This window comes from Conexibacter sp. S30A1, assembly GCF_023330665.1.
Classification (GTDB): Bacteria; Actinomycetota; Thermoleophilia; order Solirubrobacterales; family Solirubrobacteraceae; genus Palsa-465.
The window spans coordinates 2192972-2219024 of record NZ_CP097127.1 but is presented as its reverse complement, the minus strand read 5'-3'; the positions used below and the strand labels follow the sequence as shown (position 1 = coordinate 2219024).

Sequence of the window (26053 nt, the reverse complement as noted above, 5' to 3'; positions counted from 1 at the left end):
CCGATGCTAAAACTTCAAGTTAGGTTGAAGTCAAGTGTGAAGGGGAAAAGTTGACCAAGCTGCCTGCGACCTTGACCGTCGGCGAACTGTCGGCCCGCTCCGGGGTGTCCGCTTCGGCGCTGCGCTTCTACGAGCAGAAGCAACTGATCTGCGCCGAACGGACCACCGGCAACCAGCGGCGCTACCCACGCCACACGCTGCGGCGTGTGGCCTTCATCCGCGCCGCCCAGCGGGTCGGCTTGAGCCTCGAGGAGATCGCCGCGGCGCTGCGGAGCCTGCCCGATAACCGAACTCCGACCAAGGCCGATTGGGCCAGGGTCTCACGCGACTGGACGGCCCGGATCGATCGGCAGATCTCAGACCTCGAGCGCCTCAGGGCCAAGCTGACCGGCTGCGTCGGCTGCGGCTGCCTGTCGCTGCGTAACTGTGCGCTGCGCAACCCCGGCGACGAGCAGGCCGCTCACGGCCCCGGCCCTGCCTGGCTGTCAACCCCGGAAAACCAGGCGCGCAGCACGCTCGCCTGAGTCTCGTCCGCCGGAGGCGCGGCCGTGGCAGTCAACCCGGCAGCCGGGTAACCTGGGACGAGCATGGTCGATCCCCGCATCTACCGCGCCCTGATGGTGGTGGTCGCGTTTGCCGTGATCGTCTTCGGCTTCTCGCTGCAGCGTCGGCCCGCCCCGCTCAGCGCCAGGCTCGCACCGGGCCAGTTCTTCGCCAGCCTGCAGTCGAACGAGAGCACGATGGCGGCCCGCTACCCACAGCGCAGCCCCGGCTCGGCCGGCGACGCCGGTCTGGCGGCGTACCTCGCGCGGGCGCTGGCCGGCGGCGGCTCGGGGATCAGCGGCTTCAGCGTGCAGACCCAGCGCTTCACGTCATCGACGCCCTCCGGTCCTCGGACGCTCGAGAACGTGATCGCCACCAAGCCGGGGCTCGGCAGCGGCACGATCGTCGTCGTCAGCGACCGCGACGCGCCGACCGTCCCCGGCAGGACCGAGCTCTACAGCACCGCGGTGATGCTGGGGCTCGCACAGGCGCTGTCAGCTGAGACGCTGAGTCGCTCGGTGACTCTGGTCTCGACCAGTGGGCAGGTCGGCGTCGCCGGCGCGACGCACCTCGCCCAGACGCTCGCCGGCCAGCCCGTGGACGCGGTGATCGAGCTTGGCAACCTCGCCGGTGAGGTCGTGCATGGGCCGGTGGTGGTCCCCTGGTCAAACACCGACCGTCTGGCGCCGCCGCTGTTGGTCGGCACGCTCGCACACGCGATCAGCTCGCAGGCGGGGATCGCGAACGTCGCGACCGGCCTGGCGGGACAGGTGGCGCGCATGGCCTTCCCGTTTGCGGTCACGGAGCAGGCGCCGTTTGCGGCCAGCGGTCTGCCCGCCGTGCTGGTGTCGCTGTCCGGTGACCGTACCGTTGTGGGGCCCGTCGCGCTCGGGCCAGCCGGCCGCCCGGCGGCGCTCGGGACCGCGCTGCTCAACGCGGTGAACGCTCTGGACCGCGGCCGCGCTGTCGGCTCGCCCGGTTCCTACCTGAGCTTGAGCGGCCAGTTGGTGCCGCTGTGGGCGGTGCGGCTCTTGGTGTTGGCGCTGATCCTGCCGGTGGCGGCGGTGACGCTGGACGCCGCCGCGCGCGTGCGCCGCCGCGGGCACATGTTGACGCGCTGGCTGGCCTGGGTGCTTGCCGGGGTGGCGCCGTTCGTCATCGGTCTGTTGACCCTGCTGCTCGCGCGCGCGTCCGGCGTTTTGTCATTCGCGCCGGCTGGAGCCGTGGCCGCGACCGCGCTGAGCGGCGGCGATCTGACGGCGCTGGTCCTGGTGCTGGTGGCCGTCGCGGTCTCGTTTTTGATCCTGCGTCCGGTCTTCCTGCGGTTGCTCGCGCGACGCCTGCCAGAGAGCCGTCGCCGCCCCGAGTCGCCGGCGGCCGATGCTGCGGCGGTGGCGCTCAGCGCGGTCCTGTGCGTGCTGACCGTGGTCGTCTGGAGTGCGAATCCCTTTGCCGCGCTGCTGCTGATACCGGCGCTGCATCTATGGGTCTGGCTCGCTCAAGCCGAGGTGCGAAGCCGCCGCTGGGCGGTCGCGTTGCTGCTCGCGCTCGGCAGCCTGCCAGCCCTTTTGATCCTCTTCTACTACGCCAACGCTTACGGCCTGTCCCCGTTTGCGCTGATCGCAAGCCTGGTGCTGCTGCCGGGTGGTGCGATGTCTCTCGGCGCCGCGCTCTACTGGTCGGTGGCGGTCGGCTGCCTGGCCAGCGCGGGCATCCTGTCGGTGCGGGCGTTGCGCGCGGGTGCAGCGCTGGCCGCGGCGCCGGTCAGCGTGCGTGGCCCCGCCACCTACGCCGGCCCGGGCTCGCTGGGCGGGACCGGTTCGGCGCTGCGGCGCTGAGCGCAGCGTGGACGCGGCCATGGGTCGTCCGTTGATGCGCGTCCACGTAGGTTCAAGGCGGGGGCGGATCCATGCCGATCAGGTTGTCAGGATGACCACGGATGCGGAGTCCAGACTAATGACGCTGAAGGATCGGCTGGAGCGGGGCGAGTACCGCGTGGACGCGACCAAGGTTGCGGATGCGATCGTGCGCAGGCCTCTTATGTGGCTGTTGCTCGCGGGCGGCCAGAGCCGCCCGGATCAGAAGCTGTGCTCGTAGCCGGTGAACGGTTCTGAGCGCTCGCCGGCGTCCCGGAAGTGCAACCCGGGCGGGTCGCCGGCGAGCACCTCACCGATCCAGGTGACGGCGACACTCGCCCCGGGGCAGGCGGCGAGTGCCGTCTCGATCGCCTCACGGCTGCTGGGTCCTGCGGTGAAGCAGAGCTCGTAGTCCTCACCGCCGCAGGCTGCGAAGCGCCCCGCGTGCTCGCCGAGCCTGCCGGCGAGCTCGGCGACGCCGGCGGCGAGCGGCAGGCGGGCGAGATCGAGCTCGATCCTCACCCCACTTGCGCGCGCGAGCGTGGCGGCGTCGCTGGCGATCCCGTCGGAGAGGTCGAGCATCGCGCTCGCGCCGGCGTGCGCGAGTGCCCGGCCGGCGGCAAGCAGCGGCCACGGCCGTGCGTGGCGCTCGCGCAGGGTGCCGGCCAACGACAGGTCAAGCGCCGAATCGGGGACACGGCCCTCGTACAGGGCAAGGCCCGCGGCGGCGCCGCCGAGCACGCCCGTAACCCCGACCAGGTCGCCGGGTCGGGCGCCGTCGCGCCGGACCAGTTCGCCCGGATCGTCGGACCAGCCGACGACGGTGAAGCTCACGGTCAGCGCCGGGGCGCTCGTCAGGTCGCCGCCCACGATGCTCACGCCGTACTCGTCGGCCAGTCCGGCGGCCCCCGTAACCAGCCTGAGCCCGAGCTCACCACCGCCGGCGGGCAGGCCCAGCGCCAGGTAGGCCTGCACGTCGCCGCGGCGCTCACAGCGCACACCCATCGCTGCGAGGTCAGAGAGCGCGCCGGCCAGCGCCCGGTGGCCGATCGCCTCGGGGGGCAGCTGCGCCGAGCGAAAGTGAACACCGTCAACCATCGTGTCCACCGAGGTCACCGCGTAGCCACGCCCGCGCACCACGGCCACGTCGTCGCCGATCCCGAGCACCAGGCGCGGGTCCTGATGGCTCAGCAGCGAGTGCAGCTCGCCGATCAGCTCGAGCTCTGACATCCCGCGCTCAGCCTGGTCAGCCGCAGGGCCAGCGCTAGCGGTGGCGGTAGACGATCCGCGCGCGGTCCAGGTCGTAGGGCGAGAGTTCGACCCGCACGCGGTCGCCCGGCAGGATCCTGATACGGAAGCGCCGCATCTTGCCGGCCACGTGGCCAAGCACAACCCGATCCATGTTGTCGAGCTTCACCCGGAACATGGCGTTGGGCAGCGCCTCAACGACCTCGCCTTCGAACTCGACCTTCTCTTCCTTTGGCATCTTCAGCCGATTCTATGTCAGAAGCCGCTTGCGCCGCCGGTTGCGGTTGAGTTCGCGCCTTTTTTGGGCGGCGTGCCCGGCGGATTGGGGGCCGCGGGCGTGCTCGGCGCGGCCGGTGGGCTGGTGGGGGTGGCGCCGGTGCTGGTCGGCGTGAGCAGGGTGGCACCACCGGTGGTGCTGGTCGCCGCGCCGGTTGTGCTCGTGCTGGCGGTGCTCGTCCTGGTGGTGGTCGTGGGCGGCGGCGGTACGTAGGGCCGGACGGCGTGTGCGCCCAGGTACTCGACGCCGTGCCAGTACTGGGCTGGCGGTGTGAAGTCACCGCAGTAGCCGTCCGATGCGGACTGCATGAACTGCTTCCAGATCGGCGCCGCGAGCGTCGCACCGTAGCCGGGACCGAGCCCGTTGACGTCGTTCATGTAGACGTCGGAGTTCGGGTAGCCGACCCAGACAGCGGTTGACAGGCGCGGTGTGTAGCCCACGAACCAGGCGTCGGTGTAGTTGTTGGTGGTGCCGGTCTTGCCTGCCGCCGGGCAGCCATAGTTGGCGTCCGTGGCGGTGCCGTACTGGAGCACCGTCTCGAGCGTCTGCGTGCCCGCATAGGCCTGACCGGGGCTGAAGACCTGGGTCTTGTGCGGGTTGCCGAAATAGACGGTTTTGCCGCTTGGCAGCACGACCTTGGAGATGATCGTCGGCGCGATGTGGTCGCCGCCGTTGGCGATGGTCGCATAGGCGTCTGCCATCTGCAGCGGCGACACGCCGATCCGCAGCCCGCCGATCGCCTCCGATGGGTTGCCGTAGAGCGGTGCGGTGATCCCCATCGCGTGGGCCATGTTGTCGACGTTCTGCATACCGACGTCCACGCCCAGCTGGGCGTAGACGGTGTTATCGGAGACCGCTGTTGCCTGGGTGACGCTGATCGTGCCCGCATAGGTCTTCTCGGCCGTCTGCACGGAGTAGGTCGGGTAGCCGGGCAGCCATCCCGCCTTGAGGTACTTGGAGACGTAGTAGGTGCTGTTGGGGTCGCCGTTGTGATCGTGGATCAAGGTCATCAGCACGAAGGCCTTGAACGCCGAGCCGGTCTGGCGCTCAGCCTCGGTGGCGTAGTCGAAGGTGGTCTGCCCCTTGCCGACCCCGTAGGTGGTTGAGTTCTGCAGCGCGACGATGTTGCCGTTGGCGGGGTTGATTGACACCAGCGAGGCGGCGGGGTCGCCGGGCTGGCCCTCGTGCTGTTTGATCGCAAGCGCCGCGGCGCGCTGGTCGGCGAGGTTGATCGTCGTGTAGATCTTCAGGCCACCACGGTCCACCACCTTCTGGCCCAGGTCCTGCACGAGCTGCTGCTCGGCGTAGTTGACCACGTAGGGTTGGCGCATGCCCTGGTAGGAGTCGTTGGGCTTTACCTGCAGCGGCAGTGCCTGCGTGGCGTCGGCGGTCGCCTGAGAGATGTAGTGGGAGCGGACCATCGCCTGCAGCACCAGGCCGCGGCGCCAGCGCGCGAGGCTCGGATCCTCAAACGGGTTGTATTGGCTGGGGGCCTGCGGCAGCCCCGCCAGCAGCGCCATCTGCGCCAGATCCAGCTTGTCGACGGGCTTGTCAAAGAACATCTGCGAAGCGGCCGCTACGCCGATCGCGGTCTCCCCGTACATCGAGCCGTAGGGAACGTCGTTGAGGTACTGGGTGAGGATCTGCGCGTGGCTTTCGCGGTTGGCGAGCTCGGTGGCGAGCTTCAGCTGGATGACCTTGTAGCGGAGGTTGTGGACAGCCTTGATGTTGGTCGGCAGGTAGACGTTTGTGACCAGCTGCATCGTCAGCGTCGAACCGCCCTGCAGGCCACCGCCCACGAAGACGTCCTTGAGGGCAGCGCGCAACAGGCCCAGATAGTCAACCCCACCATGCTGGTAGAAGCGGCGGTCCTCGATCGCGACCGTCGCCTCGCGCAGCAGTCGGGGCTCCTGCGCCTGGGTGAGCGCGGTGCGCAGCACGTCCGAGGCGACGTACCCGAGCGGCTGCCCGTTGGCGGCGAAGAACTCCGAGGTCTGGCCGGGCACGCGCGGGTGCAGCTGATTGATGTTGGGGGCGGCGTTGGCGGTGGTGACGACCCAGGCGGCGAACCCTGCGACCGCGGCCAGGCCGATCGTCACGATCAGGCCCGTGGCGATCAGGAACGCCAGCCGTACAGGGCTCACGTGTTTGCGGGCGCGTCGCTTGCGTTCACGTCGGGTCATCGGGCGGTGACTTTGAAAGGAGCCTCGTGGGCGTTGCCTGGTGGCCGGTGGCGGCGCACGGGGCGCCATCCCCGGAGCGCTCGCCGTCAACGGGAGTTTAGGACGGCGTAAAGCGTGAGCCTGACGGAGGCGTTGCGGTCACCCGCCTGCGACCGGGTCGAGCACCGGGTAGCCGAGCAGCTGCGCAACGTGTGCCATCGTCGCATCGTGGGTGGCGACGGTGGCGTCGATCCCCGTGTGGATCAGCGATGCGAGGTGGATCGCGTCAAGCGACTTGATGTGTGGCACGATCGCCTCGGCCTGGGCCAGCACCGCGTCGGAGATCGGGATGAGCTGCACGTAGTCGAGCAGCTCATCCCGCATTGAGACGGGGAGACCCTCCCGACGCAGCACGCGCGTTATCTCCGTCTTCAGGAGCCGTGAGGCGATGAGCCCCTGGTCTGGGTCGCCGTTGACCGAGTCAATCCAGGTGGCCGCGGCGGGCGAGCGCCCGAGCACGACGCGCAGCGCAACGGACGCGTCGAGCAGAAACCATCTCACCGCTCGCCGCGCTCCTCATCGATCAGTTCATCGATGGTCGCGGCGGTCAGCGGCTCGTGCCGCGGAAGGGCGGCAAGCGACGAGGCGCCAACTCGCTTGGCGGGGAGCAGTCTGGGCTCCTCGTCTGCCGGCACCACCCGCGCGATGATGCGGTGGTGGCGCGTTATGAGGTAGCTGGCGCCGGCCTCGACGTCGGCGAGCATCGCCGTTGGGTTCTGTCGCAGCTGGCCCACGGTGATCGTCTTCATGGGTTCAGGCTATCGGGCCTGCGCCGGATTATCTACTGATATCTACGCCAGCGAACAGGCACCCACCGGTCGCGGCGGTCACGCGTTCCGGTGCCGGCGCCAGCCGCGGGCGCCCACGCTCCAGGCGCCACTGTGCGTCCGCGGCTCATGGTATGTATCTCTGATGGCCGCTGCATCGCGTGCTTCCGGGCGGTGTCTCTGTGGATCAGTGCGGTATGAGATACGCGGTCCAATGCGGGAGGTGTTTGTTTGCCACTGCGAAGAGTGCCGGCGCTGGCACGGGCACGTAGCCGCGTGCACTGCGGTGGCGCGTGATGATCTGCGGCTATTGACTGATGCCACGCTGAGCTGGATCGACAGCCCGAAGAGTGATTCCGAGGCTCGGCGCGGGTTCTGTCGCAACTGCGGGTCGAGTTTGTTTTGGGACGGCCCCCACCGGAGCACGATTAGCATCGCCGCAGGAACCCTTGACCAACCAACTGGACTCCACATTGGGGCGCACTGGTACGTCGGGAGCGCGGGTGACTACTACGACATTCCCGATGATCACCTGCCGCACCATGAACGGGGTGGAGACACATCGTGGGACCCGCTCCGGAGGCCGACCCCCTGAACGGATAGTGCGGACGGCACTCTGGCTCAGGCGGCCCGTTCGGATTCGATGGCATCGATGCCCAGATCGGCGAGGTCACCGAACAGTGTTCCGGCGTACCAGCCTTCCCCGTCGGTGGCCGCCGGCGAGAATTGGCCGGCCTCCGGAAATGCGGCCGACGCCGCTTGCTTGGCGGCTGCATCACGCTCGGCGAGGATCGGGACCAGAGCCAGCGCCGTCTCGGCGTCCGCGGCGGTGACCGTGGCCGCGACGGTTGCGCGCAGCCGCCGGCCGATCCGCACGCCGAACGCCACCAGAAACGAGCGCCGAAAGCGGGTGGTGCGGCTACGCCCGTGACGGTCAACCTTGGAGCCTTCACGGCGTAACGCCACCGTGGCCTGGACGAGCAGGGAGGTGAAGAGCTCCTCGACCGCGTCTAGCTCGTCGGCAAAGCCGAACACGGTCGTGAACCCAAGGCTCTTCGACCAGACGGCGTGGCAGCCGTTGGCGGTTGCGATCTCGCCGAGCATCAGCGCCTTCGCCTCGGCGTAGGGGTCATCGACGCCGATCCTGCGCCCGACGGGGCGGATCCGCGAGCCTTGCAGGTCGTGCTCAAGCAGGGCACGGTCGATGCGATGGCGAGCCATCAGCTCCTGGGCCTTCGCGGTCAGCGCCTCGGCCTCGGCGTCAAAGGTCGTTGACTCGGCTTTGGCGAGGAGCGCGCGGACCTTGCCGAAGATCGCCGGCGGCACCGTTGGCGCTTCCGCCACCCATCCCTGGCGCCAGTGGCCGGGCGGGTCGACGAGGTGCGGCAGGCGAGGTAGCGACATCAGCAGCGCCATGAGAGTCACCGCGGTGGTCAGGGCATCGGGCCAGCTGTCGCCGAGCTGGCGAAGGAAGAGCTCGTCGCCAGGCCAATCGCGCCGCGCTCCGATCCGCTCGAGCTGGGCCATCCAGCCCGGCTGGACCTGTCGTCCGAGCGCCTCATAGTGCCGCGACTGTGACGCGATCGCCAAGCGAACCAGGCGAGTCTCATCCGCGCCCAGACGCTGCAGCACGATCCGGTCGACATCGGCTGGCTGCCAGCCGTGCTCCCACAGGTCAGCTATATGGCTCTCCATGGACTCGGCAACCTCCTTGCCGACCCGGTCAGGCGGGGCGCTCGCAAGTCTGGTGACAGCGTGTGTGACGCGCTCGGCGCTGCCCGACTGCCGCTCCCAGACCGCGAACAGGAACAGCTCTCGGGGCGTGAACGACAGATCTGCGGGCGCAGAGTCCCAGCTATGAAACCCGGAGTGCGTCCGACTGTCATGGCCGCGCGGCTCACCGGATGAGCGCCGCGCTTGAGCGCGCTTACGCACCTTGGCGGCCCGTCGCTGCCGGTTGTTCTTGCCCATCGGGAAACTTGTATCCCAGCCGTCGGACGGTGGCGCCGCTGCCGGCCGGCGCTCCTGGGTACCCCGCTTGCTAACGGCCGTTCATGCTGGTCCAGTGGCGGCCGCCGTCGGTGGTGTAGTCAAACACCGGACCGATCCCGTACCAGCCGTAGCTCGCGTTGGCGAACGCAAGCTCTCCTTCGGAGCCGGGCACGCCGGGTACGACCAGGCTGGTGGCGGCGTGGCGCGACCAGGCTGCGCCGCCGTCGGTGCTCGTGTAGAGGTAGGGGCTCACCCAGGCAAAGAGGTCTTCTGGGTTGGGCGCCGAGAACGGGATGTAGGTGGGCTGGTTGCTCAGCGCGGGGGTGTGGGGCAGGATGTGCCGGTGCCAGCTGACGCCGTAGTTGCGGGTTGTGTAAACCTCGACGCTGCCTGCGCCCGCCTGCTCGTAGTGGGCTACGACCGCCACCACGCCGCGCCCGGATGCAAAGAGATACGGAGCCTCGCAGGCGTAGACGCTTGCCGGACGGCACAGAGGAGTCCTGACCCAGGAGCGTCCGCCGTCACTCGTGCGGTAGATCGCGCCGCTGTCAACCATGCCGCCGCCGAGCGTGAAGGCGCCGCCGAGGCCGTCGCGGGCGTTCGCAAAGCTCAGCGACCCCTGGAAAGGCGGGACGCTGACGCGCGACCACGTGCGGGCGCCGTCACGGGTTGCGTAGAGGCTCGGCCGCGGGTCTCGGTGGGCCGTGGGCCGGTAGGCGATCGCAAACCCGTCCTGAGCGGTCGGGAAGCTGATCGCGGCGGGCACCGCGCGGGTCGGGAAGGGGTCAGAGCTCCAGGATCGCCCGGCGTCGTTGGTGAGCACCACCTGGCCGCGCTGCGAGGTTGAGCTCCCCACGGCCGCGGTCGTCTCGCTCGCGCAGTTCTGGCCACAGCTGTGCTGGGACTGGGCGCCGTCGGCCAGGGCGAAGATCACCTGGCCGGGGCCGGAGGAGCTTGCGCTGGCGAGCTCCGCGCCCGCGCCGATCGCCTTGACCCGGCTCCAGTCGCGCCCACCGTTGCGCGTGAGGTAGGTCGCCTGGCCGTCATCGACCCACCCGACACCGGGGGCCAGCAGCCCGAGCCGATCGACTCCCGCCGGGCGTGTGATCGCTGTCTGGGCGTGCTCTCGCAGGCCAGCCGCTGGACGTGCCTGGCGGCCACCGGCGCCCGGGTGCGCGACCGGCCTGCCGCCACCGCCGGCTACGCCGACCAGCCCGCCCGCCACCACCAGCGCGCCGGCGATGAGTGCGGAGCCGCCGAGGCGGTGCCGGCGCTGGCGTCTGCGCGCGTCCTCGATCACGCCGCCCTCAAGCGGGTCAGCGGATTCGGGGCCGGGTGGGGGAGCGGTGACAGTCACGCTTTGTGACACGCTAGCTATCACATTCAGCGCTGTCAAGCACCACGATCAGCAGCAGCCTGCCCGGGGAAGATGTGGCCGCGCTTGACGAGTGCTCGCGTGCCTGTGACCAGCAAAACCGCCCGCGTCCTGGCGGTCAGGGCGCCTGTGAGATCATCGCCAACAGCTCGGCGCGCGTGTGGCCGCTGCTGCGTGCGAGCTCGACGAGCTCGGCGACTCGGGCGCGCAGCTCGCTCTGCTCGGGCGTGCCGGTGACGTGGATGCCGCGGCGGGGGCGCATCTCGAGCAGGCCCTCGTCGCGCAGCTGACGCAGCGCCCGCAGCACAGTGTTGGTGTTGACGCCCATCACCGCGGCCAGGTGGCGGGCCGGCGGCAGGCGCTCGCCCGGCTTGGCTTCGCCGTCGGCGATCGCCTGGCGGATCTGGGCGGCCACCTGGCTGTGCAGCGCGGCACCGTCTTCGGGGTCGAGCCTGACGCTCAGCATTATGCTAGCCAGCATAGCGAATTACAGAGGGGAAACTCCGCGGAGTTGTGCTTGAGCACGCAACCACAACTCCGCGGAGTTCTCGCCAGCTGCCATCCGCGGTTCGTTGTTGCCGCCGGCGGGGATCGCCGGCCCCCCGAAAGTGGCTCCCCCGCCACGCGTGGGGCGTGCGCGGCGAGCATGGGTTCCGATATAGGGTGCCAGTCGCTGATCGGTCGCCGTCACGGCGATATCGCCGTGGGCCCTGAGCGTGGCGTCGATCGCTTGTTGTTGTGGGCCTCCCCAGTAGAGCTCAGCCAGAACGGCCGCCGGAACGACAACGTCCCAGTTGTTTTCACGGGTCGCTGTGAGCGCCGCCAGAGCGCCCTTTGGGTTCACGCCGGGCCAGCGGGTCAGCGACCACATCGCCTCGGAATCGAGGACGACGACGCTCATCGCATATGCCGAGCGAAGCGCTCCACCTCGGCGCGGTCAGCCGGTCCGTATTCAGTCTCCAGCTCGGCAATTCTTGCCGCCAACGCATCCTGCCGCTCCATCCGAGCGAGGTGCTCGCGCAGCGCGGCGTTGACGGCGGCGGAGAGTCCACCTTCGGCATCGCCAAAAGCCATGACCAGCTCAGGGTCGAGGGTGAGGGTCTTGCGAACCTTGGTCCTACCTTTAGCCCGGCTCACGGCGGTCCGGGCGATCTTCGTTGTCGAAGTACTGGGTCGACGTGCATGTGTCATACCGTGATCATGCCTTGCGCGGTCGGCTGACCGGTTCAACGTGGGCTGGCGGACGTACGTAACCACCCCGCAGCCAACGACGCCTTGACACCGCGACGCCTTCACACCGCTCGACACAGCGGGTGGTGGATACTCAGGCGCATGAGAACGAACACCGAGATCGACGACGCTCTCCTGGACGAGGCGAGACGGCTGACCGGGATGGCCACCAAGCGCCAGACAGTCGATCACGCCCCTCGCGAGCTCGTCGCGCGCCATCGGCGGCTCGGCGTGCTCGACCTGCGGGGTAAGGTGCACTGGCAGGGTGACCTTGGCCAGTCTCGCCGCGGCCGCGGGCCCCGGTGATCGTCGTCGATACCAGTTGTCTGGGTCGACGTTCTCAACGACGCAGACAGCCGTCCCGCGCGAACGTGCATTGAGCTGATCGAGAGCGGCGAGCCGGTCGCCCACACCGACGTGATCTTCGCGCAGTTGCTGCAGGGTCTGAGGAGCGACGCGGAGGCCACCGAGCTTGAGCGGCACCTGCAAGCGTTCCCGGTCCGTTGCCTCTCATCAGCTGCACGCCGCTGCGGATCTACGAGCCCAGACCCCGCTGATCGGGGCCGGTACAGTTGGACGAGGTCGTGGGCCGTTGCGCTCCGCCGCCGCCTGGTCTGCGCCCGCTATGAGCAGGGCATGAGTGCCCGCTTGCTGATGCCCGTCGCGGTTGACTCTGTGTTCCGCGGAAATTCGTCTGGCACGACCATCGACGCTGAGGTGTAGTACGAGCGCGGACCGGTCCCCCAGGAGCGCAACTGGTCGATCCATGGGCCCTTGGTGCCGGCGAAGGCTGCGACTGCGAATCGGGCTTCCGTAGCGCCGGCTTGCGAAGCCTGGCGGAGAACTCCGCGGAGTGGTGCTTGAGCACGCAACCACAACTCCGCGGAGTGCCCACCATCAGCCATGGCGCGCGCCATCGCCATCGCTACCGTCACGGGCGGCCCGGGCGTCGCAGGGGGAAGCGCTCATCGGCTCAGAGCTCGAGGAAGTCAGCCAGCCAGCTGCGCACCGCGGCCAGCGTCACGTCATTGGCACGTCCCGCGCGACCCACCAGTCGCCCGCGTGAGATGGTTCTGACCTGCTCGGACATCGCCCAGGAGCGCTGCTGCAGCTCACTCCCCAGCACCTCTATGTGGTTCGGCCAGCCCCGATCCACCGTGGTGATGGGCACCACCAGCACGAGCGTGTCAACGGTCTGCAGATAGCCGGCGCCGGCAACGACCAGGGCCGGTCGTCGTCCTGCCTGCTCGCGCCCGACGACGATCTCCGGCTGCACCCAGACCACGTCACCGGGCGCCAGCGTGGCGGCCGGCGCTTCGGCTTCAGTCATTCGTGATGCGATCCCAGGCCCGCAGCTCCTCGCGATAGGACGCAAGCTCCTCGGGAGATGTTGCCTTGAGCGCTGCACGCAGGCTGGCCATCCGTGCCTCGCGCGCTCCAAGGCTCGCCAGATACTCCAGGTGCTGGCCCAACGTGCGGTGCGCCAGCGCGGCTTGGCCTTTCAGCTGATCACGTACCTCGTTGGACACCTTGATCGTCGTTGTCATACTCTGAGTATACCGACGCACCCTGTCCGCGGTAGCCCTTCAGCCCCGCGTTGGCCGGGGTCCACCGGCCGTGGGACACTGAGCGCGTGCAGTCATCGCCTCCCGCCCCGGCCCCAAGCGCCGGCCGCGTCGTCTGGCGCGCCCTGTGGACATCGCGCCTGGTCGTGATCTTCGCCGGCATGGCGGGCGTCGTCCAGATCGGACTGGCCCCCGGGGCCGCGTCCGTGTACGACCCGAGCGGGCTGACGACTCCGTTCGGTTATCTGGCGAACGCGTTCGTCGCGCCCATGGCGCGCTGGGACTCCGTCTGGTATCTGACGATCGCCGGCCACGGCTACCAGCACGTCTACGAGCGCATGGCCTTCTTCCCGCTCTACCCGCTGCTGATCCACGTGCTCGGCTGGGTCGTGCGCTCGGACCTGGTGGCGGGCATCCTGATATCGCTGGCCTGCACTGCCGCGGCGCTCAACCTCCTGCACCGGCTCGTGAGCCTCGATCAGAGCCGTGAGGTGGCCGACACGACCGTGCTTCTGGTCGCCTTCTTCCCGGTCTCATTCTTCCTCTCGGCCGTATACACCGAGGGCCTGCTTCTGGCGCTGACGCTGGGCTGCGTCTACGCCGCCAGGCGTGAGCGCTGGCTTACCTGCGGGCTGGCGGGCGCGCTGGCGTCGGCGACGGCCGTGACCAGCCTTGCGCTGATCATCCCCGCCGTGGTGATCTACCTCTACGGGCCGCGGGCGGCCAGCGGGCCGCGCTACCGCCTGCGCCCCAACGTGCTGGCGCTGGCGCTGATCCCGCTGGGCACGGTCACCTACCTGGCCTACCTCGGGCTGCGCTACGGGCAGCCGTTTGCACCGCTCAACGTGCAGTCGGTGTGGTACCGACACACGACGCTGCCGCCGGTGACGGTCTGGGAGGGCGCCAAACAGGCCTGGGACGGGCTGCGCCAGCTGCTGCAGGGACCGGTCGCGCCCTACCGTGTGCCCGCCTACGCCCAGGCGCCGATCAGCGCCGCCTTTCAGGACATCTACCTCTTCCTGTTCCTGTTCGCGGGGCTGGTGGGCCTGGTGTATGTCGCCTTCACGCTGGCGCCCGCCTACTCGCTCTACACGCTGGCGCTGTTCGTGCTCGTCCTCTCCGCCCCGGTCAGCCCGCAGCCTCTGGCCTCACTGCCACGCTTTGAGCTCGTGATGTTCCCGCTGTTCATCAGCGCCGCCCGCCGCCTGACAAAGAGCCGCCTTGCGCCCTACGTGATACCGGCGCTGGCGGTCGCGCTCGGGCTGTTCACCGTCGAGTTCGCCACGTGGCACTGGGTGGCATGACGCCGCCGGTGGGCGTGAAGGCACCCCCGCGACCGCGCCCCCGGGCGGTGCTGCTCGACGCCTTCGGCACCCTGATCTCGCTCGACGCGCCCGCGCCGCTGCTGCGGGCGCTGCTTGAACGCCGGCTCGGGCTCGTGCTCAGCGAGCGACAGGCCGCCACAGCGGTGGCTGCCGAGGTCGCCTACTACCGCACCCACATGCACCAGGGCGCCGATGCGCGGTCGCTGGCTGCCCTGCACGACCGCTGTGCCGCGGTGCTGCGCGACGCCCTGCCGCCGTCGGCTGAGCTCGCCGCCGCAACGCCCGAGATGATGCGCTCGATCCTGCTCGACATGCTGCGCTTCCGCGTCTTTGCGGAGGTCCCGGGGGTGCTCGCCCGTCTGCGCGACGCCGGTCTGCGGCTGGTTGTGGCAAGCAACTGGGATGTGTCGCTGAGCGAGGTGCTCGACCGTCTGGGCCTGTCGGAGCTCGTCGACGGCGTGGTCAGCTCGGCCGCCGTCGGTGCCGCCAAGCCCGACCCGCGGCTGCTTGAGGCGGCGCTTGCGCTGGCCGGTGTCGGCGCCGCGCAGGCCGTTCATGTCGGTGACAGCCTCGAGGAGGACGTGGGAGCTGCGCAGGCGGCCGGGGTGGCGGCGGTGCTTGTGGTGCGCGACGCAGGCGGGCGGGAAACGGGTGGGCGCGAGGCTGTGCCGGCCGGCGTGCCCGTGATCGGCTCGCTTCAGGAGCTGCCGGCGCTGATCGGTGTCAGCGAGACCGAGTAGACGCGCACCCGCACGCGGCCGCCGGGGGACCAGACACGCACCTCGAGCTCGTCGCCGGGCGGCGGGTCCGGGCGCGTGCTCCAGGGACCCCAGCCGCTGTAGAGCTGCTGGGTGCTGGCGCGCTCCAGACGCGCGGTCAAGGCCACGGGCGCCGGTCCGCGCACAGCGTCCGGGCTCACGCGCGCGAGCAGCCTGTCGGTGGTCGCGTTCCAGAGCTCCACGTGGACGGGCCCTGAGCTCTGCATCCAGACGCGCGCGCGGTAGCGCCCTGAGCCGAAGCGCCAGTAGGCTTGGTCAACGACGTAGCCGGCCAGACCGTTGCCGGCCACCGACCAGTGCGAGCTGCTCCCGCTCAGCAGCGCCTGCCCGGCCGTGCCCGCGATCGCCCAGGCCGGCATCCGCCTGGCCACGGGCGCGCCGATTGTGAGCCTGCGTGCGCCGTGGGCGGCTGCTGTCCAGCGGAACACCCAGACGCCGTTTTGGTGTGCGAGCAGGCGCACACCGGGCAGAGCGGAGATCCTCTGGATGTCCTGGTTTGCTTCGGCAACGCTCTGCGGCTGAATGCCCTCGTAGGGGGCCAGCACGAACCAGACCTGCCGGGTGCGCACCGGCACGGTGGACCTGCCGCCACTGACCCAGTAGACGTAGCGTCGCGAGGCGAAGTCCTCGAGGATGCCGTTCTGGGTCACGACCTCATCGCCGGATGGGATCTCGGCCGCCAGCTGCCGCAGCGTCGTGGCGGTCGCGGGGGCGACCCGCAGCCAGCGCACCGGCACAGCCCACAGCCACACCGCCGACCAGGCGACCGCGTTGAGGGCGAGCACGGCGAGGAGCGCCGACAGCGCCCGCGGATGCCTTGCCGCCACGGTGCGCGCCAGCCAGGCGAGCAGGCCGATCGTGCCCACGGCCACGAACACGTAGAGCGCCACCTGCTGGAAGCCGGGCAGCGAGAAGTTTGCGGAGGGCGCGAGCTGCCCCTCGGCCAGCACCATCAGCGCGGGAACGGTGACCGGCAGCCAGGCGATCCCGATCAGGCCGCTCGCCGACAGGTTGCTCCAGGCCGCCAGGCGATTCAGCCACAGCACGTGAAGCGCCGTTACCGGGCGCGTCAGCAGCCCATGGAGCACCGTCAGCATCGACGCGTCGCGCGGGTTGCCAAGGCCCGCCGTGAGGCCGGGGTAGAGCCCGGCTACGTGCGTGCCCAGGGTGGCGCCGGTCGCTTGGAGCAGCATCGCCCAGGCGAATCCGCAGGCCGCGACGATCAGTCCGGGTTTGAGGAAGCGGCGGCCATCGCAAACACCTCCACGTGGAAGTCAAACGCCTGCGCCCACACAAGCCAGGGGTTTGCGACCAACAGCAGCGCGCCGAGCAGCGCCAGCGCCGCCGGCCAGTTGGCCTGCGGCCGCCTTTCGCTGGCGACGCCCGCGGCGATGTCGCAGATCCAGCAGAAGGCGACCAGCTCACCCGCCAGCAGGGCCGCGTTCTGGATCCAGAGCAGGGTTACGGGGTGCGGCCACAGCGCCTCGAGCGGCGCCAGCAGCCACAGCAGCGCGAACCCGTGGTCCTGGAAGAAGTGGTAGCCGGCGACGGTCGACCATGGGTAAAGGTCTCCGCGTGTGATCAGCGTGATCGCCTGCTGGAAGAGCGCGAAGTCGCTGGTCAGGCCGCCGCGGCTTGACTGGATGGCGCTCCACACGCAGAGCGCCACGAACTGCGCCACGATCAGCGCGATTCCCGCCCGCCGCGCACGACGCAGGCTCTTCGGCCACTGTGCCCGGGCGGTCGTCGGCTGTGGCTCGAGGCGGGCAGGATGACACAGGCAGTCGCAAGCACCGTTAAAGGGCGGTTTTCAGGGGACCCGGCTAAGCTCGGCGCCTGTGAGCGGCGAGCCCGAGAAACAGCGTGCGCCCTACTGGATCGCGGCCAGCGCCGTGCTCACGGGCTTTGCCGCCGGGGTCTTTGTCACGCTGCTGGCCGAGCTTGTCGGCTCGGCCTTCGGCTCGCCGACGACGAACCCGACGCCAGCGGTCAACATCACCGCCGACTTCCTCTTTGACGGGGCCTTCGTGGCCTCGGCGCTCTACTTCGTGCGGATCACGCGGTCCTTTGATCGGGCCGACTTCGGCTACCGGCGGATCTCCTGGAAGCTCGGGGCGGGGGCGCTTGTGTTGGCCGCGGTGGTCTACTACGGCGGCACGCTGCTCTACTCCGCCCTGCTGACACTGCACGGCACCGACACGCTGCCGGGCAACATGGGCGTCAAGCAGAGCGTCTGGGCGGCGGTCTTCGTGTCGCTGTTCGTCTGTGTGGCGGCGCCGATGGCGGAGGAGTTCTTCTTCCGCGGCTTCCTGTTCGGGCTGCTCTCGCGCATGCGCGTGCGCGTGCGCGGACTTGAGCTGGGTCCCTGGATCGCAGCGGTGGTGGTGGGTCTCCTGTTCGGCCTGGCGCACTACGACTCCGCCCAGCCGCAGTTTCTGGTGCCGCTCGGCTTCCTGGGCTTCGTGCTGTGCATCCTGCGCTGGCGCACGCGGTCGCTGTACCCGTGCATGGCGCTTCATTCGATCAACAACTGTGTCGCGCTGGGGGTCAACGAGCTGCACCTGAACGCCGGCGAGATCGTCCTGGTGACGGCCGGCTCGCTGGCGCTGATCGCGCTCGTGACCGGTCCTTTGGCGCAGCGCCGGGCGGGCGCCACGGCAGCCGCCGCGGCGCCCGCCGCCGGTCGGTAGGCCCGCCTGGTTTACTAGGCCGGGTGAAGCGGCGGATTGGCGTGACTGCGGGCGGCGGCCGGGGCTGTGGGCGCCGTCGAGACTGAGCCTCGCGCGCGCCTGCTGAACGAGCTGCGCGAACACGCGCTGGTGATCGGCGAGGTGGTGCTGACAAGCGGCGCGGTGGCCCAGTACCTGGTCGACGTCAAGCGCGCGATCCTGCGCCGCGAGGGCTTCATGGCGCTGGGCGAACTGGTTGCCCGCCAGGCCGCGCGGTGGGGCGCCACCGCGGTCGGCGGGATGACGATGGGCGCTGACCCGATCGCCTGCGCGGCGCTCGCGGGCGGCGCTGACGTGAAGGCCTTCTTCGTGCGCAAGGAGGCCAAGGCGCATGGCCTGGGCCGGCGCCTTGAGGGGCCGCTGCTCGAGCCCGGCGTGGACCGCTGCATGCTGGTTGAGGACGTTGTGACCACCGGCGGCTCCACGATCCGCGCGCTCGAGGCCGTGCGGGCCGAGGGGCTTGAGGTGGTGGGGGTACTTGCGATCTGCGATCGTCTCGCAGGTGGTGGCGAGGCGATCAGCGCGGCCGCCGACGCGCCGTACGTCGCGCTCACCACGATCGACGAGGTCTACCCGCAGCGGCCGGACCGCTACTAAAGGTCCGCTGGAGGTTTGATGGTGTTTGCCCGGGCACGAGCTGCGCATATCTATATTTCTCCGCCACGGCGGCACCGGTGATCTCCCTGATAGTTCAAGCAAAACAACAGTCGCCTCCCGAGCTCCAGCTGGAGCCGCTGAGGGCGCCGGTGCGTCCGCCGAAGCCGTGGGGCGAACGGATCCTGTGGGCGCTGGTGGGGGTGGTGATCCTCAACTGGTCAACGACGCTGTATGGCCCGGCGTCGTACTTCTCGCCGATCGCGCTCGTGGACGTGCTGGTCGGCTTCTGGGGGCTGTGCGTGATCATCATCAGCCTGCTGGACCTGCGCTCGATCCGAGGGCTGCGGCGCTATGAGAACTGGTTTGCCTGGGCCAACGCGCTGCTGATCGTGCTGCTGATCGGAATCTGGACCTACCTCCAGTTTCACGGCAACCCCGCGTACTCCACCGACGAGCTCTCCTTTGACCAATATGCGGCGCAGCTGGTCGTCCACGGGCTGAACCCCTACACGCACTCGATGGCGGGGGCGCCGCCGCTCTACCGCCTCTCGCCGGACGCCTACTCGTACACGATCACCGGCCACCCGATCAAGTCGCTGTCCTACCCCTCGCTGTCGTTTTTGCTCTACGTGCCGTTCATGCTGTTTGGCTGGTACACGGAGCTCGGCTCGGCGCTTGACGTCGTTGGCTGGGTCGCGACGGTGCTTCTGCTGTTTGTGCTGCTGCCGCGCGAGCTGCGTGCCGTGGCGCTGCTGCTCTCGAGCATCGACGTCTACCTGGCGTTTGCCGTCGGTGACGTCACCGACATGCTCTACATCCCGCTGCTGATGATCGCCGCCTACAAGTGGGATCGCTTCGGGCGGGTGCGCGGCTGGCGCTCCTGGATCGGGCCGGTGGCGCTGGCCTGCGCGATGGGGATCAAACAGACACCCTGGCCGGTGCTCGGCTTCGTGCTGCTCGCGCTCGGCATGGACGAGTACGACCGCAACCGGGATTTGCGCGCAGCACTGCAGCGGGCCTGGCGCTACCTGCGGATCGTGCTGGTCGCCTTCCTTGTCCCGAACCTGCCGTGGCTGATCATGTCGCCCGGCGCCTGGTTCAAGGGGGTCTTCACGCCGCTTGTGAGCAACCTCGTGCCCTCCGGCCAGGGGCTCATCTCGCTGACGCTGTTTGCCCACCTGGGCGGCGGCTCGCTGACCATCTACAGCGTGGCGCTGGTGATGGTGGCGCTTCTCCTGGTGGTGATTTTCGTGGGCACCTACCCGCTGCTGCGACCGGCCACCTTCCTGCTGGCGGCACTCGCCTACTTCGTCGCGGCGCGTTCGCAGACCAACTACCTGGTCTCACTGGTGCCGCCGACGCTGCTCGCGGCGGTCAGCGTCGCGCCGGAGGTGCGGGCGCTGACCGCGATCCCCGGCCGCGTGTGGGGGGTGCTGCGCGACATCCGCTGGGCCTGGATCACGGGTGCCTGCACGGCGGTGGTGGCGATCGTGTTCGCCTATGCGCTGCTGGTTGCCTCGCCGCTCTACGTCAAGATCGTCGGGATCCGCACGACCGGTTATCTCGCCGGGATCAGGGCGCTGGTCCTGAACGTGCGAAACGAGACCGGCCGCCCGCTCACCCCCTACTACACGATCCAGACCGACCATGGCGACACCACCTTCTGGGATCGCTGGAGCGGACCCAAGACGCTGGCGCCCCACCAGCACGCGACCGTGGAGATCCAGGCCCCGAACGTCCAGGGAGAGGTCGGCCTGGGCGACGGCTTCTCCGTGCTGGCGTTCACCGCCGGCCCGGGCACGGTCAGCGTCAGCCACCGCTTCCTGATGAACCTCTGGCGTACCGCGTTCATCCCGCAGGCCTTCAACGCCGCGGAGCCCGTCGGCAAGCGCCTGAAGCTGCAGGTGGACATCCTTGATCACTTTGACAATGCGGTCAACAGGGCGGGCGTGGGCGTCTACCTCAGCCAGCTGCGCTATTTGAGCCGCGGCGTGCGAAAGGGGACCGCTGAGATCTTCGGCGCCCCCGGCACCAAGAATGACGGCGTGCCCGGCAAGTCAAACATCGTCTCCTACACCAACTCCCACGGCGTCGCGACCTTCTACATCGTCGGGGTCACGCCCGGTGGTGTGCCTGATACCTTCGCCGGTCACCTTGTGGACAAGGGCGCTGACTACGTCTACGGGACCACGGGGCCGCTGGATATCAGGTTCAAGAAGTAGCGGAGCTCTAAGCGGAAGTTTTCGGTTCCAGGGCGTGAAAACGCCTGGAATCGCTGGGCGCGCGCGGTTCCGGGCGGGGTTTTGCTTGGCTACTTGTTGGTGGTGAGGCCGAGCAGTTCGAGCGCTTTGGCTTGCAGGCTGGTCGGTTCGGTGTGCTTGACGATCCTCGTGTTGGTGTCACCGATCCGGATCGTGTTCTCACAGATCGTGGCGAGGTTTGAGAGCAGATCAGCGAGCGTGTGGGCGGGATGCTCGCTGGGGCTGGGCTGTCCGGCACGGCTGGCTTTGTGGGTCGCGGAGCGTGAGCGCTCAGCAGGGCGGGTCGGGTCCGTTGGGCTGTGCGGGGCGGGGTCGGTGAACAGCATCGGGGCGAGGCGCTGCTCGAGTTCGAACTGGACGTGACGGGCGAGCATGCAGAGGAACACGTGCGCACGAACGCGTTCTGCGAGGCGGTGGTGGACCGGGCGGATCTCGAGCGTGTGTTTCATCTGTTTGAACGATCGTTCGTTGACTTTGAGTTGCTTGTAGGCGCGGACTGCGGCGCTGGCGCCGAGCCGTTGGGCGGGTTGGTCGGTGCGGATCACGTAGATCCCGTCAAGCGCGGCCTCCTCGTCGATCTGTGCCTGGTTGCGTTGGTAGGCGAACTGGCCGTCGGTGATGGTGAGGGTGAAGTGCTTGGCCATCTTCTTCTGGTTGATGATCCGTCCGGCACGTTCACCGATCTTTCCCGCTTCTGCGCCATGCAGTCGGCCGCGGGGGTTCTGCACCATGTTCTTGACCTTCGCAAGTTCGGTCTCGGTGCCCTCAAGCAGCGCCTGGCGTTTGCGGGCACGTTCGGCCGCGACGGCGGGGTTGCGGCACACGATCAGCCGTTCGCCGGGAAACTCCGGGCTCTCGATCTCACACAGGCCGGTCTCATCCAGCAGCGAGAGCTGATAGCCGGGCGCCACAGTCAGTTTCTGGATCTGCGGTGCGCGCAGGGAGGACAGGAACCCGACCCCGAGCTGCTTGAGCTCGACCGTCCGCGCGTGAGTGATCATCCCGCGATCGCCGACGAACACGACGTGCTTGACCCCGAAGGTGTCCTTGACCCGCTCAGCGGCGTCTTGGAGCGTTGCGGGGTCAGCGGTGTTGCCCTCAAATACTCGCACTGACACCGGCCGGCCTTCGGGTGAGCAGCAGAGCCCGTAGACGATCTGATGCTTGCCGCGCACCCCGTCGCGTGAGTACCCGATCGCCCCGAGCTCACAGTGGCGGCCCTCCAGATAGCTTGATGACAGGTCATAGAGCACAAAGCCGTCCATGTCACTGCCGTGCGCGTGGCTCAGGTGCCGGCGCGCGAGGGTCCGCTCCACGCGGTCCTGGCGCTCCAGCAGCCAATCCATCGCCGAGAGCAGCTCAGCCTCGCTGACTGTCCCGAGCTCAAGCTCTGAGGCAAGCGTCGTTTGGGAGACCAGCCGGGTGACTGACAGCTTCGACCCTGCAGCGATCAGCCGCTGACAGATCATCGCCACACACAAGTCCCGCTCCCGACAGCGCTCGCGTGACAAGAGCCGTTCCAGATCAAGTGAACGCAACGTGCCCAGCACCGCCTGGACATGCCCGTGCGGCAGCGAGCGCTCAACACAGAAGCGATCCTCTGCCGAGACGAGCGTCTCCCCAGCCAACGCGCGACGCAGCGCCTCAAGCGCGGCAGGCGGAAGGTGCGAGACGTTCCCGAGATTCTCGTGCTTGACCTTCCCATCCTCGCGATAGGAGCGCCGCAAGATGTGGGACTCATACTCCCGATCCTTGTACCTGGACTTGATCCTGGCTACATGAATCGCTCCCTCAGACCGCCTCGGCATAAGCAGAGATTACCGGCAAATCCCGCTACGGTCAACCATTCCTTGGCTACAACCGCCAGCCCAAAGAAGCCGGACCGCCCGCAACGACAGGCAATCCGGCTCAGAACCTACGAAAACTTCCGTCTAAGGACCTATCCCGGTAGAGGGTTAGCCCGAAGTTCCTTCGGTAGTCACGCTTGAAAACGGCCGCATTCCCTGTGTTCGTCGGGGATAGCGGCCTTTTCTACGGGCAACAGTGTAGTCACAACATCCGTCCGGTGGGTGCGATATAGTCCAGGCATGCCAGCGAAGACACGTCACATCGGTGCGATGCATGTGGTCACGAACAGGATTCGTCGTGGTGAGAAGGAGTACACCGCGACGCTGCTGCGCCGGTCCTATCGTGAGGACGGGAAGGTCAAGAAGGAAACGCTCGCGAACCTCTCGCACCTCCCGGCCGAGGCGATCGACGCGATCCGGCGGGTGCTGGCGGGCGAGAGCCTGATGAGCGCCGATGACGCGTTTGAGATCGAGCGGTCCTTGCCCGCGGGGCATGTGAACGCCGCGCTGATCATGGCGCGGCGGCTGGGGCTGGCGGAGCTGCTGGACCCGCGGTCCTCGCGTGATCGGGATCTGTGCATGGCGATGATCGTCTCGCGGGTGATCTGTCCGGGATCGAAGCTGTCGACCGTGCGCTCGTTGGGGCAGTCGACGCTGGCGTCAGAGCTCGGGGTCGAAGGTGTTGATGAGGACGATCTTTACGGGCTCCTCGCTGATTGGGGTGGGTTACGCGATGACGGGCCCGGCGTTGAGTTTGCCTGCGATGAGGTAGATCATCGTGATGAAGTTGCGGTTTGAGCGGTAGCCGCGGGCGCGGCGTTTCGCTGCCTGGATGAGGCTGTTGAGCCCTTCGAGCAGCCCGTTGCTGATCTGGCTGTGATGCCAGCGGATCACCCCATCCCAGTGATCCTCGAGCATCCTTGCGAACCGTTTGCCTGGCTCAAGGCCGCTTGCGTCGACCTCGATGATCCAGCGCCGCAGGTACTCCTGTGCGGTGTCCGGGTCAGCGATCTCATAGAAGCTGTCGAACTGCTGAGCGAGGGTGTAGGCGCGCACCGTCTCAAGCGGCTGGGCGAGCAGCTCGTCTAGCAGATCACGCTGACGGTCGGTCAAGTTCGCCGGCCGTTTGAGCCACATGTACCGGGTATTGCGCAGCAGGTCCTTGTGGTGCTTTGACTCCTGGCGACGAACCTCATCCACAGCCTTGGAGAGATGGGAGCGGACGTGGTATCGATCAAAGGTGATCTGCGCCTCGGGGAGGTTCTCACGCGTCCCTTTCAAGAACGCCTCAGACATGTCCTGGCAGACCTCGCTGACCTGGCCGACATCACCGCCATGGGTCTGTAGAAACAGCGAGAACGCCTGCACAGTCTCATGATCCTTGCCCTCGACCACGAACACGCCACGGCGCTGATCCAGATCGGCGAACACCGTCACGTAGTCATGCCCACGCCGGCTTGAGGTCTCATCAACACCGACCCGCTCAAGCCCCGCCAGATCCTGGGAGTCGACCGCGACATCGACGTAGTGGTGCACGACTCGCCACACACGCGTGTCGTGCTCCCCGACCAAGGCCGCGAGCGTCGCGACCGGCATCTCAGCGACCATCGCCATGATCAGCGCCTCGAACAGCAGCGTGAACCCCGACTGCGGCCTGGCCCACGGCAACGCCACCTGGCGCACCCCATGCTCGGCGCAGCGAACGCGCGGCACCCTCGCCGTCAGATAAGTCTGGTGCTGCCAAAAGTCCATGTGCCGCCAGCACTTCTCCGAGGTGTCGTAGGCCTTCAACCCAGACACGCCGCACTCCGGACATGAGAACGTCGCGCCCTTTAGGAAATCAACCCGCAGATCCAGCCGCCGGGCGTCCCGGTCGAACTCAACACTGGTGACCTGCCACGGGGCGCTCAACCCCAGCGCAGCCTGAAACAGCAGAAGGTCCTGGGCTTGCATCACAGACTCCCATCATCGAGGATCACAAGCCGTCCAGGAAACCAAACTTCAGCCGACGCTACCCACGAAAACCAGCGAGGAGCCTCTTTACGCCGCGATGGACTGGCTTTACGAGCGCCAGGCCCGGATCGAGGACCGTCTCGCCAAGCGTCACCTCAACGTTGGGGAGATGGTGCTCTATGACGTGTCCTCCTCCTATTTCGAGGGCCGTGCCTGTCCTTTGGGGAAGCTCGGCTACTCGCGGGACGGACAGAAGAACCTGCCCCAGATCGTCTACGGGTTGCTCTGTGACAAGCACGGCCGGCCCGTCAGCATCGAGGTGTTCTCCGGCGAGACCCATGACGACAAGACCCTCCCCGCACAGGTCAGGAAGGTCAAGGACCGCTTCGGGCTGGCGCGTGTCACTGTTGTGACTGATCGCGGGATGGTCACCAAAGCGAACATCGAGACCCTCACCCGCACGGAGGGGGTCTCCTGGATCACTGCGCTGAAGGCCCCCACGATCAAGAAACTCGTCCGCGACGGCATCTTCCAGCCGTCGCTGTTTGATGAGCAGAACCTCGGCGAGATTACCGACGTCAACGAGTTCCCTGGGGAGCGTTTGATCGTGTGCCGCAACCCACTTGTTGGTGCTCAGCGCGCCCGCAAACGCACCCTGTTGCTGGACGCGACAGAGCAGGAACTGGCGGCGATCAAGACCCGGGTGGACAAAGGCACTTTGCTCGGCTCAGCGCAGATCGGCCTGGCCGTCGGGCCGGCCCTGAAGCGCTTCCACGTCAAGAAACACTTCGACATCCACATAAGCGACATGGAGTTCACCTACCAGCGCAAACAGGAGCAGATCGACACGGAGGCCGCCCTCGACGGGTTCTACATCCTGCGCACCAACCACACCGCCGCTGAGGTTCCAGCCGGAGATGTCGTCCGCACCTACAAGAACCTTGAGCAGGCCGAGCGAGCGTTCCGGTCCCTGAAAGGCCCGGACCTACAGATCCGGCCGATCCATCACCACCTCGAGAACCGGGTCCGGTCCCACGTGTTCATCTGCATGCTCGCTTACTACCTCACCTGGCATTTGAAGGCCGCATGGAAACCACTGCTGTTCACCGACGAGAACCGCCCCGAGAACGACGACCCGGTCGCCAAAGCCGTCCGCTCACCCGAAGCTGAGACCAAGGCCCGGACGAAACAGACGACCGACGGCAGCACTGCTCACAGCTACCAGACGCTGCTCAGCGAACTGGCGACCCAGACCCGGAACCGCACCCGACTCGCCGGCCGGACCGACACGTTCGAGAAGCTGACCCAGCCCACAGCACTCCAAGCCCAAGCGCTCAAGCTCACCACGAACGCCCCAGTCGTGATCAAGTAGACACAACCCCGACACCCCAAAACCCTGACGATCCCAGCAAATAAGCCAGATTTCGCCGCGTCACCGGGGGGAACTTCGGGTTAGCGAGCCGCCAGGCGTGAGCGCGTTTGAGCGC

28 protein-coding genes are annotated in these 26053 nt (G+C 68.1%); 12 read left to right on the top strand and 16 right to left on the bottom strand.

What is annotated here, in order from left to right; translation table 11 throughout:
• Positions 1-50: 50 nt before the first annotated feature.
• The 3 genes from soxR to M3M54_RS10825 all read left to right on the top strand — a co-directional run bounded on the left by soxR (position 51) and on the right by M3M54_RS10825 (position 2640).
• Positions 51-524, top strand: a complete 474-nt coding sequence (gene soxR, locus M3M54_RS10835; RefSeq protein WP_249019061.1) for a redox-sensitive transcriptional activator SoxR — start codon at positions 51-53, stop codon at positions 522-524.
• Positions 525-587: 63 nt separating this feature from the next.
• Complete coding sequence (locus M3M54_RS10830; protein WP_249019060.1) at positions 588-2381, top strand: hypothetical protein; 1794 nt, start codon at positions 588-590, stop codon at positions 2379-2381.
• 91 nt (positions 2382-2472) lie between these two features.
• Positions 2473-2640, top strand: coding sequence for a flagellar biosynthesis anti-sigma factor FlgM (locus M3M54_RS10825; RefSeq protein ID WP_249019059.1), 168 nt, complete (start codon positions 2473-2475; stop codon positions 2638-2640).
• Here the strand turns inward: M3M54_RS10825 and thiL are convergent.
• The 5 genes from thiL to M3M54_RS10800 all read right to left on the bottom strand — a co-directional run bounded on the left by thiL (position 2622) and on the right by M3M54_RS10800 (position 6895).
• Positions 2622-3629, bottom strand: coding sequence for a thiamine-phosphate kinase (thiL, locus tag M3M54_RS10820; protein ID WP_249019058.1), 1008 nt, complete (start codon positions 3627-3629; stop codon positions 2622-2624). The two genes, M3M54_RS10825 and thiL, sit on opposite strands and share 19 nt — an antisense overlap.
• Before the next feature lie 34 nt (positions 3630-3663).
• Positions 3664-3885: a translation initiation factor IF-1 gene (infA, locus tag M3M54_RS10815; protein ID WP_249019057.1), complete on the bottom strand. Its 222-nt coding sequence runs from the start codon at positions 3883-3885 to the stop codon at positions 3664-3666.
• 17 nt (positions 3886-3902) lie between these two features.
• Entirely contained in the window at positions 3903-6107 is a 2205-nt protein-coding gene (locus M3M54_RS10810) for a transglycosylase domain-containing protein (RefSeq protein ID WP_249019056.1), read from the bottom strand.
• A 138-nt stretch (positions 6108-6245) separates the two neighbouring features.
• Positions 6246-6647 (bottom strand): PIN domain-containing protein, encoded by a 402-nt coding sequence (locus tag M3M54_RS10805; protein ID WP_249019055.1) that lies wholly within the window; start codon positions 6645-6647, stop codon positions 6246-6248.
• Positions 6644-6895, bottom strand: coding sequence for a type II toxin-antitoxin system Phd/YefM family antitoxin (locus M3M54_RS10800; protein WP_249019054.1), 252 nt, complete (start codon positions 6893-6895; stop codon positions 6644-6646). The genes M3M54_RS10805 and M3M54_RS10800 overlap by 4 nt, the downstream gene beginning before the upstream one ends.
• Here M3M54_RS10800 and M3M54_RS16975 point away from each other — a divergent pair.
• Positions 6894-7508 carry a GFA family protein gene (locus tag M3M54_RS16975; RefSeq protein ID WP_371878664.1) on the top strand — a complete coding sequence of 205 codons (615 nt, stop codon included), beginning with the start codon at positions 6894-6896 and terminating at the stop codon, positions 7506-7508. The two genes, M3M54_RS10800 and M3M54_RS16975, sit on opposite strands and share 2 nt — an antisense overlap.
• 26 nt (positions 7509-7534) lie before the next feature.
• Here the strand turns inward: M3M54_RS16975 and M3M54_RS10795 are convergent, their stop codons facing one another.
• From M3M54_RS10795 to M3M54_RS16970, 5 genes are all read right to left on the bottom strand, one after another.
• Positions 7535-8884: a DUF2786 domain-containing protein gene (locus tag M3M54_RS10795; protein WP_249019053.1), complete on the bottom strand. Its 1350-nt coding sequence runs from the start codon at positions 8882-8884 to the stop codon at positions 7535-7537.
• A gap of 70 nt (positions 8885-8954) precedes the next feature.
• Positions 8955-10262 carry a hypothetical protein gene (locus M3M54_RS10790; protein ID WP_249019052.1) on the bottom strand — a complete coding sequence of 436 codons (1308 nt, stop codon included), beginning with the start codon at positions 10260-10262 and terminating at the stop codon, positions 8955-8957.
• A gap of 136 nt (positions 10263-10398) precedes the next feature.
• On the bottom strand, positions 10399-10746 hold the full coding sequence (locus M3M54_RS10785) for a GntR family transcriptional regulator (protein ID WP_249019051.1): 348 nt from the start codon (positions 10744-10746) through the stop codon (positions 10399-10401).
• 21 nt (positions 10747-10767) lie between these two features.
• Positions 10768-11181 carry a hypothetical protein gene (locus tag M3M54_RS10780; protein WP_249019050.1) on the bottom strand — a complete coding sequence of 138 codons (414 nt, stop codon included), beginning with the start codon at positions 11179-11181 and terminating at the stop codon, positions 10768-10770.
• On the bottom strand, positions 11178-11471 hold the full coding sequence (locus M3M54_RS16970) for a hypothetical protein (RefSeq protein ID WP_371878578.1): 294 nt from the start codon (positions 11469-11471) through the stop codon (positions 11178-11180). The genes M3M54_RS10780 and M3M54_RS16970 overlap by 4 nt, the downstream gene beginning before the upstream one ends.
• 141 nt (positions 11472-11612) lie before the next feature.
• Between M3M54_RS16970 and M3M54_RS16965 the strand changes: the two genes are divergently transcribed.
• On the top strand, positions 11613-11816 hold the full coding sequence (locus M3M54_RS16965) for a type II toxin-antitoxin system VapB family antitoxin (RefSeq protein WP_371878577.1): 204 nt from the start codon (positions 11613-11615) through the stop codon (positions 11814-11816).
• A gap of 667 nt (positions 11817-12483) precedes the next feature.
• Here M3M54_RS16965 and M3M54_RS10770 read toward each other — a convergent pair.
• Both M3M54_RS10770 and M3M54_RS10765 read right to left on the bottom strand, forming a co-directional pair.
• Positions 12484-12840 carry a type II toxin-antitoxin system PemK/MazF family toxin gene (locus M3M54_RS10770; protein WP_249019048.1) on the bottom strand — a complete coding sequence of 119 codons (357 nt, stop codon included), beginning with the start codon at positions 12838-12840 and terminating at the stop codon, positions 12484-12486.
• Entirely contained in the window at positions 12833-13057 is a 225-nt protein-coding gene (locus tag M3M54_RS10765) for a hypothetical protein (RefSeq protein ID WP_249019047.1), read from the bottom strand. The genes M3M54_RS10770 and M3M54_RS10765 overlap by 8 nt, the downstream gene beginning before the upstream one ends.
• Positions 13058-13143: 86 nt before the next feature.
• Between M3M54_RS10765 and M3M54_RS10760 the strand changes: the two genes are divergently transcribed.
• Positions 13144-14379, top strand: a complete 1236-nt coding sequence (locus M3M54_RS10760; protein ID WP_249019046.1) for a mannosyltransferase family protein — start codon at positions 13144-13146, stop codon at positions 14377-14379.
• Positions 14376-15140: an HAD family hydrolase gene (locus M3M54_RS10755; RefSeq protein ID WP_249019045.1), complete on the top strand. Its 765-nt coding sequence runs from the start codon at positions 14376-14378 to the stop codon at positions 15138-15140. The genes M3M54_RS10760 and M3M54_RS10755 overlap by 4 nt, the downstream gene beginning before the upstream one ends.
• On the opposite strand, the gene M3M54_RS10750 is transcribed toward M3M54_RS10755, so the two are convergent.
• Together M3M54_RS10750 and M3M54_RS10745 are read right to left on the bottom strand one after the other, a co-directional pair.
• Complete coding sequence (locus M3M54_RS10750; protein WP_249019044.1) at positions 15098-16372, bottom strand: hypothetical protein; 1275 nt, start codon at positions 16370-16372, stop codon at positions 15098-15100. The two genes, M3M54_RS10755 and M3M54_RS10750, sit on opposite strands and share 43 nt — an antisense overlap.
• 29 nt (positions 16373-16401) lie before the next feature.
• Complete coding sequence (locus M3M54_RS10745) at positions 16402-16860, bottom strand: DUF2079 domain-containing protein (RefSeq protein WP_249019043.1); 459 nt, start codon at positions 16858-16860, stop codon at positions 16402-16404.
• Between the two features lie 157 nt (positions 16861-17017).
• Here M3M54_RS10745 and M3M54_RS10740 point away from each other — a divergent pair, with 157 nt between their 5' ends.
• The 3 genes from M3M54_RS10740 (at position 17018) to M3M54_RS10730 (ending at position 20727) form a co-directional block, all read left to right on the top strand.
• Positions 17018-17869, top strand: coding sequence for a CPBP family intramembrane glutamic endopeptidase (locus M3M54_RS10740; RefSeq protein ID WP_249019042.1), 852 nt, complete (start codon positions 17018-17020; stop codon positions 17867-17869).
• 66 nt (positions 17870-17935) lie between these two features.
• Positions 17936-18505 carry an orotate phosphoribosyltransferase gene (locus M3M54_RS10735; RefSeq protein ID WP_249019041.1) on the top strand — a complete coding sequence of 190 codons (570 nt, stop codon included), beginning with the start codon at positions 17936-17938 and terminating at the stop codon, positions 18503-18505.
• Between the two features lie 149 nt (positions 18506-18654).
• Positions 18655-20727 carry a hypothetical protein gene (locus M3M54_RS10730; protein WP_249019040.1) on the top strand — a complete coding sequence of 691 codons (2073 nt, stop codon included), beginning with the start codon at positions 18655-18657 and terminating at the stop codon, positions 20725-20727.
• 89 nt (positions 20728-20816) lie between these two features.
• Here the strand turns inward: M3M54_RS10730 and M3M54_RS10725 are convergent, their stop codons facing one another.
• A complete protein-coding gene (locus M3M54_RS10725) occupies positions 20817-22574 on the bottom strand; it encodes an IS1634 family transposase (RefSeq protein WP_249019039.1) in 1758 nt (585 codons plus the stop codon).
• Between the two features lie 279 nt (positions 22575-22853).
• Between M3M54_RS10725 and M3M54_RS10720 the strand changes: the two genes are divergently transcribed.
• Positions 22854-23411, top strand: a complete 558-nt coding sequence (locus M3M54_RS10720; protein ID WP_249019038.1) for a hypothetical protein — start codon at positions 22854-22856, stop codon at positions 23409-23411.
• Here M3M54_RS10720 and M3M54_RS10715 read toward each other — a convergent pair.
• Complete coding sequence (locus M3M54_RS10715) at positions 23340-24566, bottom strand: ISL3 family transposase (RefSeq protein ID WP_249019037.1); 1227 nt, start codon at positions 24564-24566, stop codon at positions 23340-23342. The genes M3M54_RS10720 and M3M54_RS10715 overlap by 72 nt on opposite strands.
• On the opposite strand from M3M54_RS10715, the gene M3M54_RS10710 reads away from it, so the two are divergent.
• Positions 24565-25938, top strand: coding sequence for an IS1634 family transposase (locus M3M54_RS10710; protein ID WP_256465848.1), 1374 nt, complete (start codon positions 24565-24567; stop codon positions 25936-25938). The genes M3M54_RS10715 and M3M54_RS10710 overlap by 2 nt on opposite strands.
• Positions 25939-26053 lie beyond the last annotated feature (115 nt).

What these genes read in the sequence shown, in the direction of transcription:
- M3M54_RS10830 (WP_249019060.1), top strand. Translation starts at nt 588, where the DNA reads ATGGTCGATCCCCGCATCTACCGCGCCCTGATGGTGGTGGTCGCGTTT.
- M3M54_RS10825 (WP_249019059.1), top strand. Translation starts at nt 2,473, where the DNA reads ATGACCACGGATGCGGAGTCCAGACTAATGACGCTGAAGGATCGGCTG.
- thiL (WP_249019058.1), bottom strand. Translation starts at nt 3,629, where the DNA reads ATGTCAGAGCTCGAGCTGATCGGCGAGCTGCACTCGCTGCTGAGCCAT.
- infA (WP_249019057.1), bottom strand. Translation starts at nt 3,885, where the DNA reads ATGCCAAAGGAAGAGAAGGTCGAGTTCGAAGGCGAGGTCGTTGAGGCG.
- M3M54_RS10810 (WP_249019056.1), bottom strand. Translation starts at nt 6,107, where the DNA reads ATGACCCGACGTGAACGCAAGCGACGCGCCCGCAAACACGTGAGCCCT.
- M3M54_RS16975 (WP_371878664.1), top strand. Translation starts at nt 6,894, where the DNA reads ATGGGTTCAGGCTATCGGGCCTGCGCCGGATTATCTACTGATATCTAC.
- M3M54_RS10800 (WP_249019054.1), bottom strand. Translation starts at nt 6,895, where the DNA reads ATGAAGACGATCACCGTGGGCCAGCTGCGACAGAACCCAACGGCGATG.
- M3M54_RS10795 (WP_249019053.1), bottom strand. Translation starts at nt 8,884, where the DNA reads ATGGGCAAGAACAACCGGCAGCGACGGGCCGCCAAGGTGCGTAAGCGC.
- M3M54_RS10785 (WP_249019051.1), bottom strand. Translation starts at nt 10,746, where the DNA reads ATGCTGAGCGTCAGGCTCGACCCCGAAGACGGTGCCGCGCTGCACAGC.
- M3M54_RS10780 (WP_249019050.1), bottom strand. Translation starts at nt 11,181, where the DNA reads ATGAGCGTCGTCGTCCTCGATTCCGAGGCGATGTGGTCGCTGACCCGC.
- M3M54_RS16970 (WP_371878578.1), bottom strand. Translation starts at nt 11,471, where the DNA reads ATGACACATGCACGTCGACCCAGTACTTCGACAACGAAGATCGCCCGG.
- M3M54_RS16965 (WP_371878577.1), top strand. Translation starts at nt 11,613, where the DNA reads ATGAGAACGAACACCGAGATCGACGACGCTCTCCTGGACGAGGCGAGA.
- M3M54_RS10770 (WP_249019048.1), bottom strand. Translation starts at nt 12,840, where the DNA reads ATGACTGAAGCCGAAGCGCCGGCCGCCACGCTGGCGCCCGGTGACGTG.
- M3M54_RS10765 (WP_249019047.1), bottom strand. Translation starts at nt 13,057, where the DNA reads ATGACAACGACGATCAAGGTGTCCAACGAGGTACGTGATCAGCTGAAA.
- M3M54_RS10755 (WP_249019045.1), top strand. Translation starts at nt 14,376, where the DNA reads ATGACGCCGCCGGTGGGCGTGAAGGCACCCCCGCGACCGCGCCCCCGG.
- M3M54_RS10750 (WP_249019044.1), bottom strand. Translation starts at nt 16,372, where the DNA reads ATGCTGCTCCAAGCGACCGGCGCCACCCTGGGCACGCACGTAGCCGGG.
- M3M54_RS10725 (WP_249019039.1), bottom strand. Translation starts at nt 22,574, where the DNA reads ATGCCGAGGCGGTCTGAGGGAGCGATTCATGTAGCCAGGATCAAGTCC.
- M3M54_RS10720 (WP_249019038.1), top strand. Translation starts at nt 22,854, where the DNA reads ATGCCAGCGAAGACACGTCACATCGGTGCGATGCATGTGGTCACGAAC.
- M3M54_RS10715 (WP_249019037.1), bottom strand. Translation starts at nt 24,566, where the DNA reads ATGCAAGCCCAGGACCTTCTGCTGTTTCAGGCTGCGCTGGGGTTGAGC.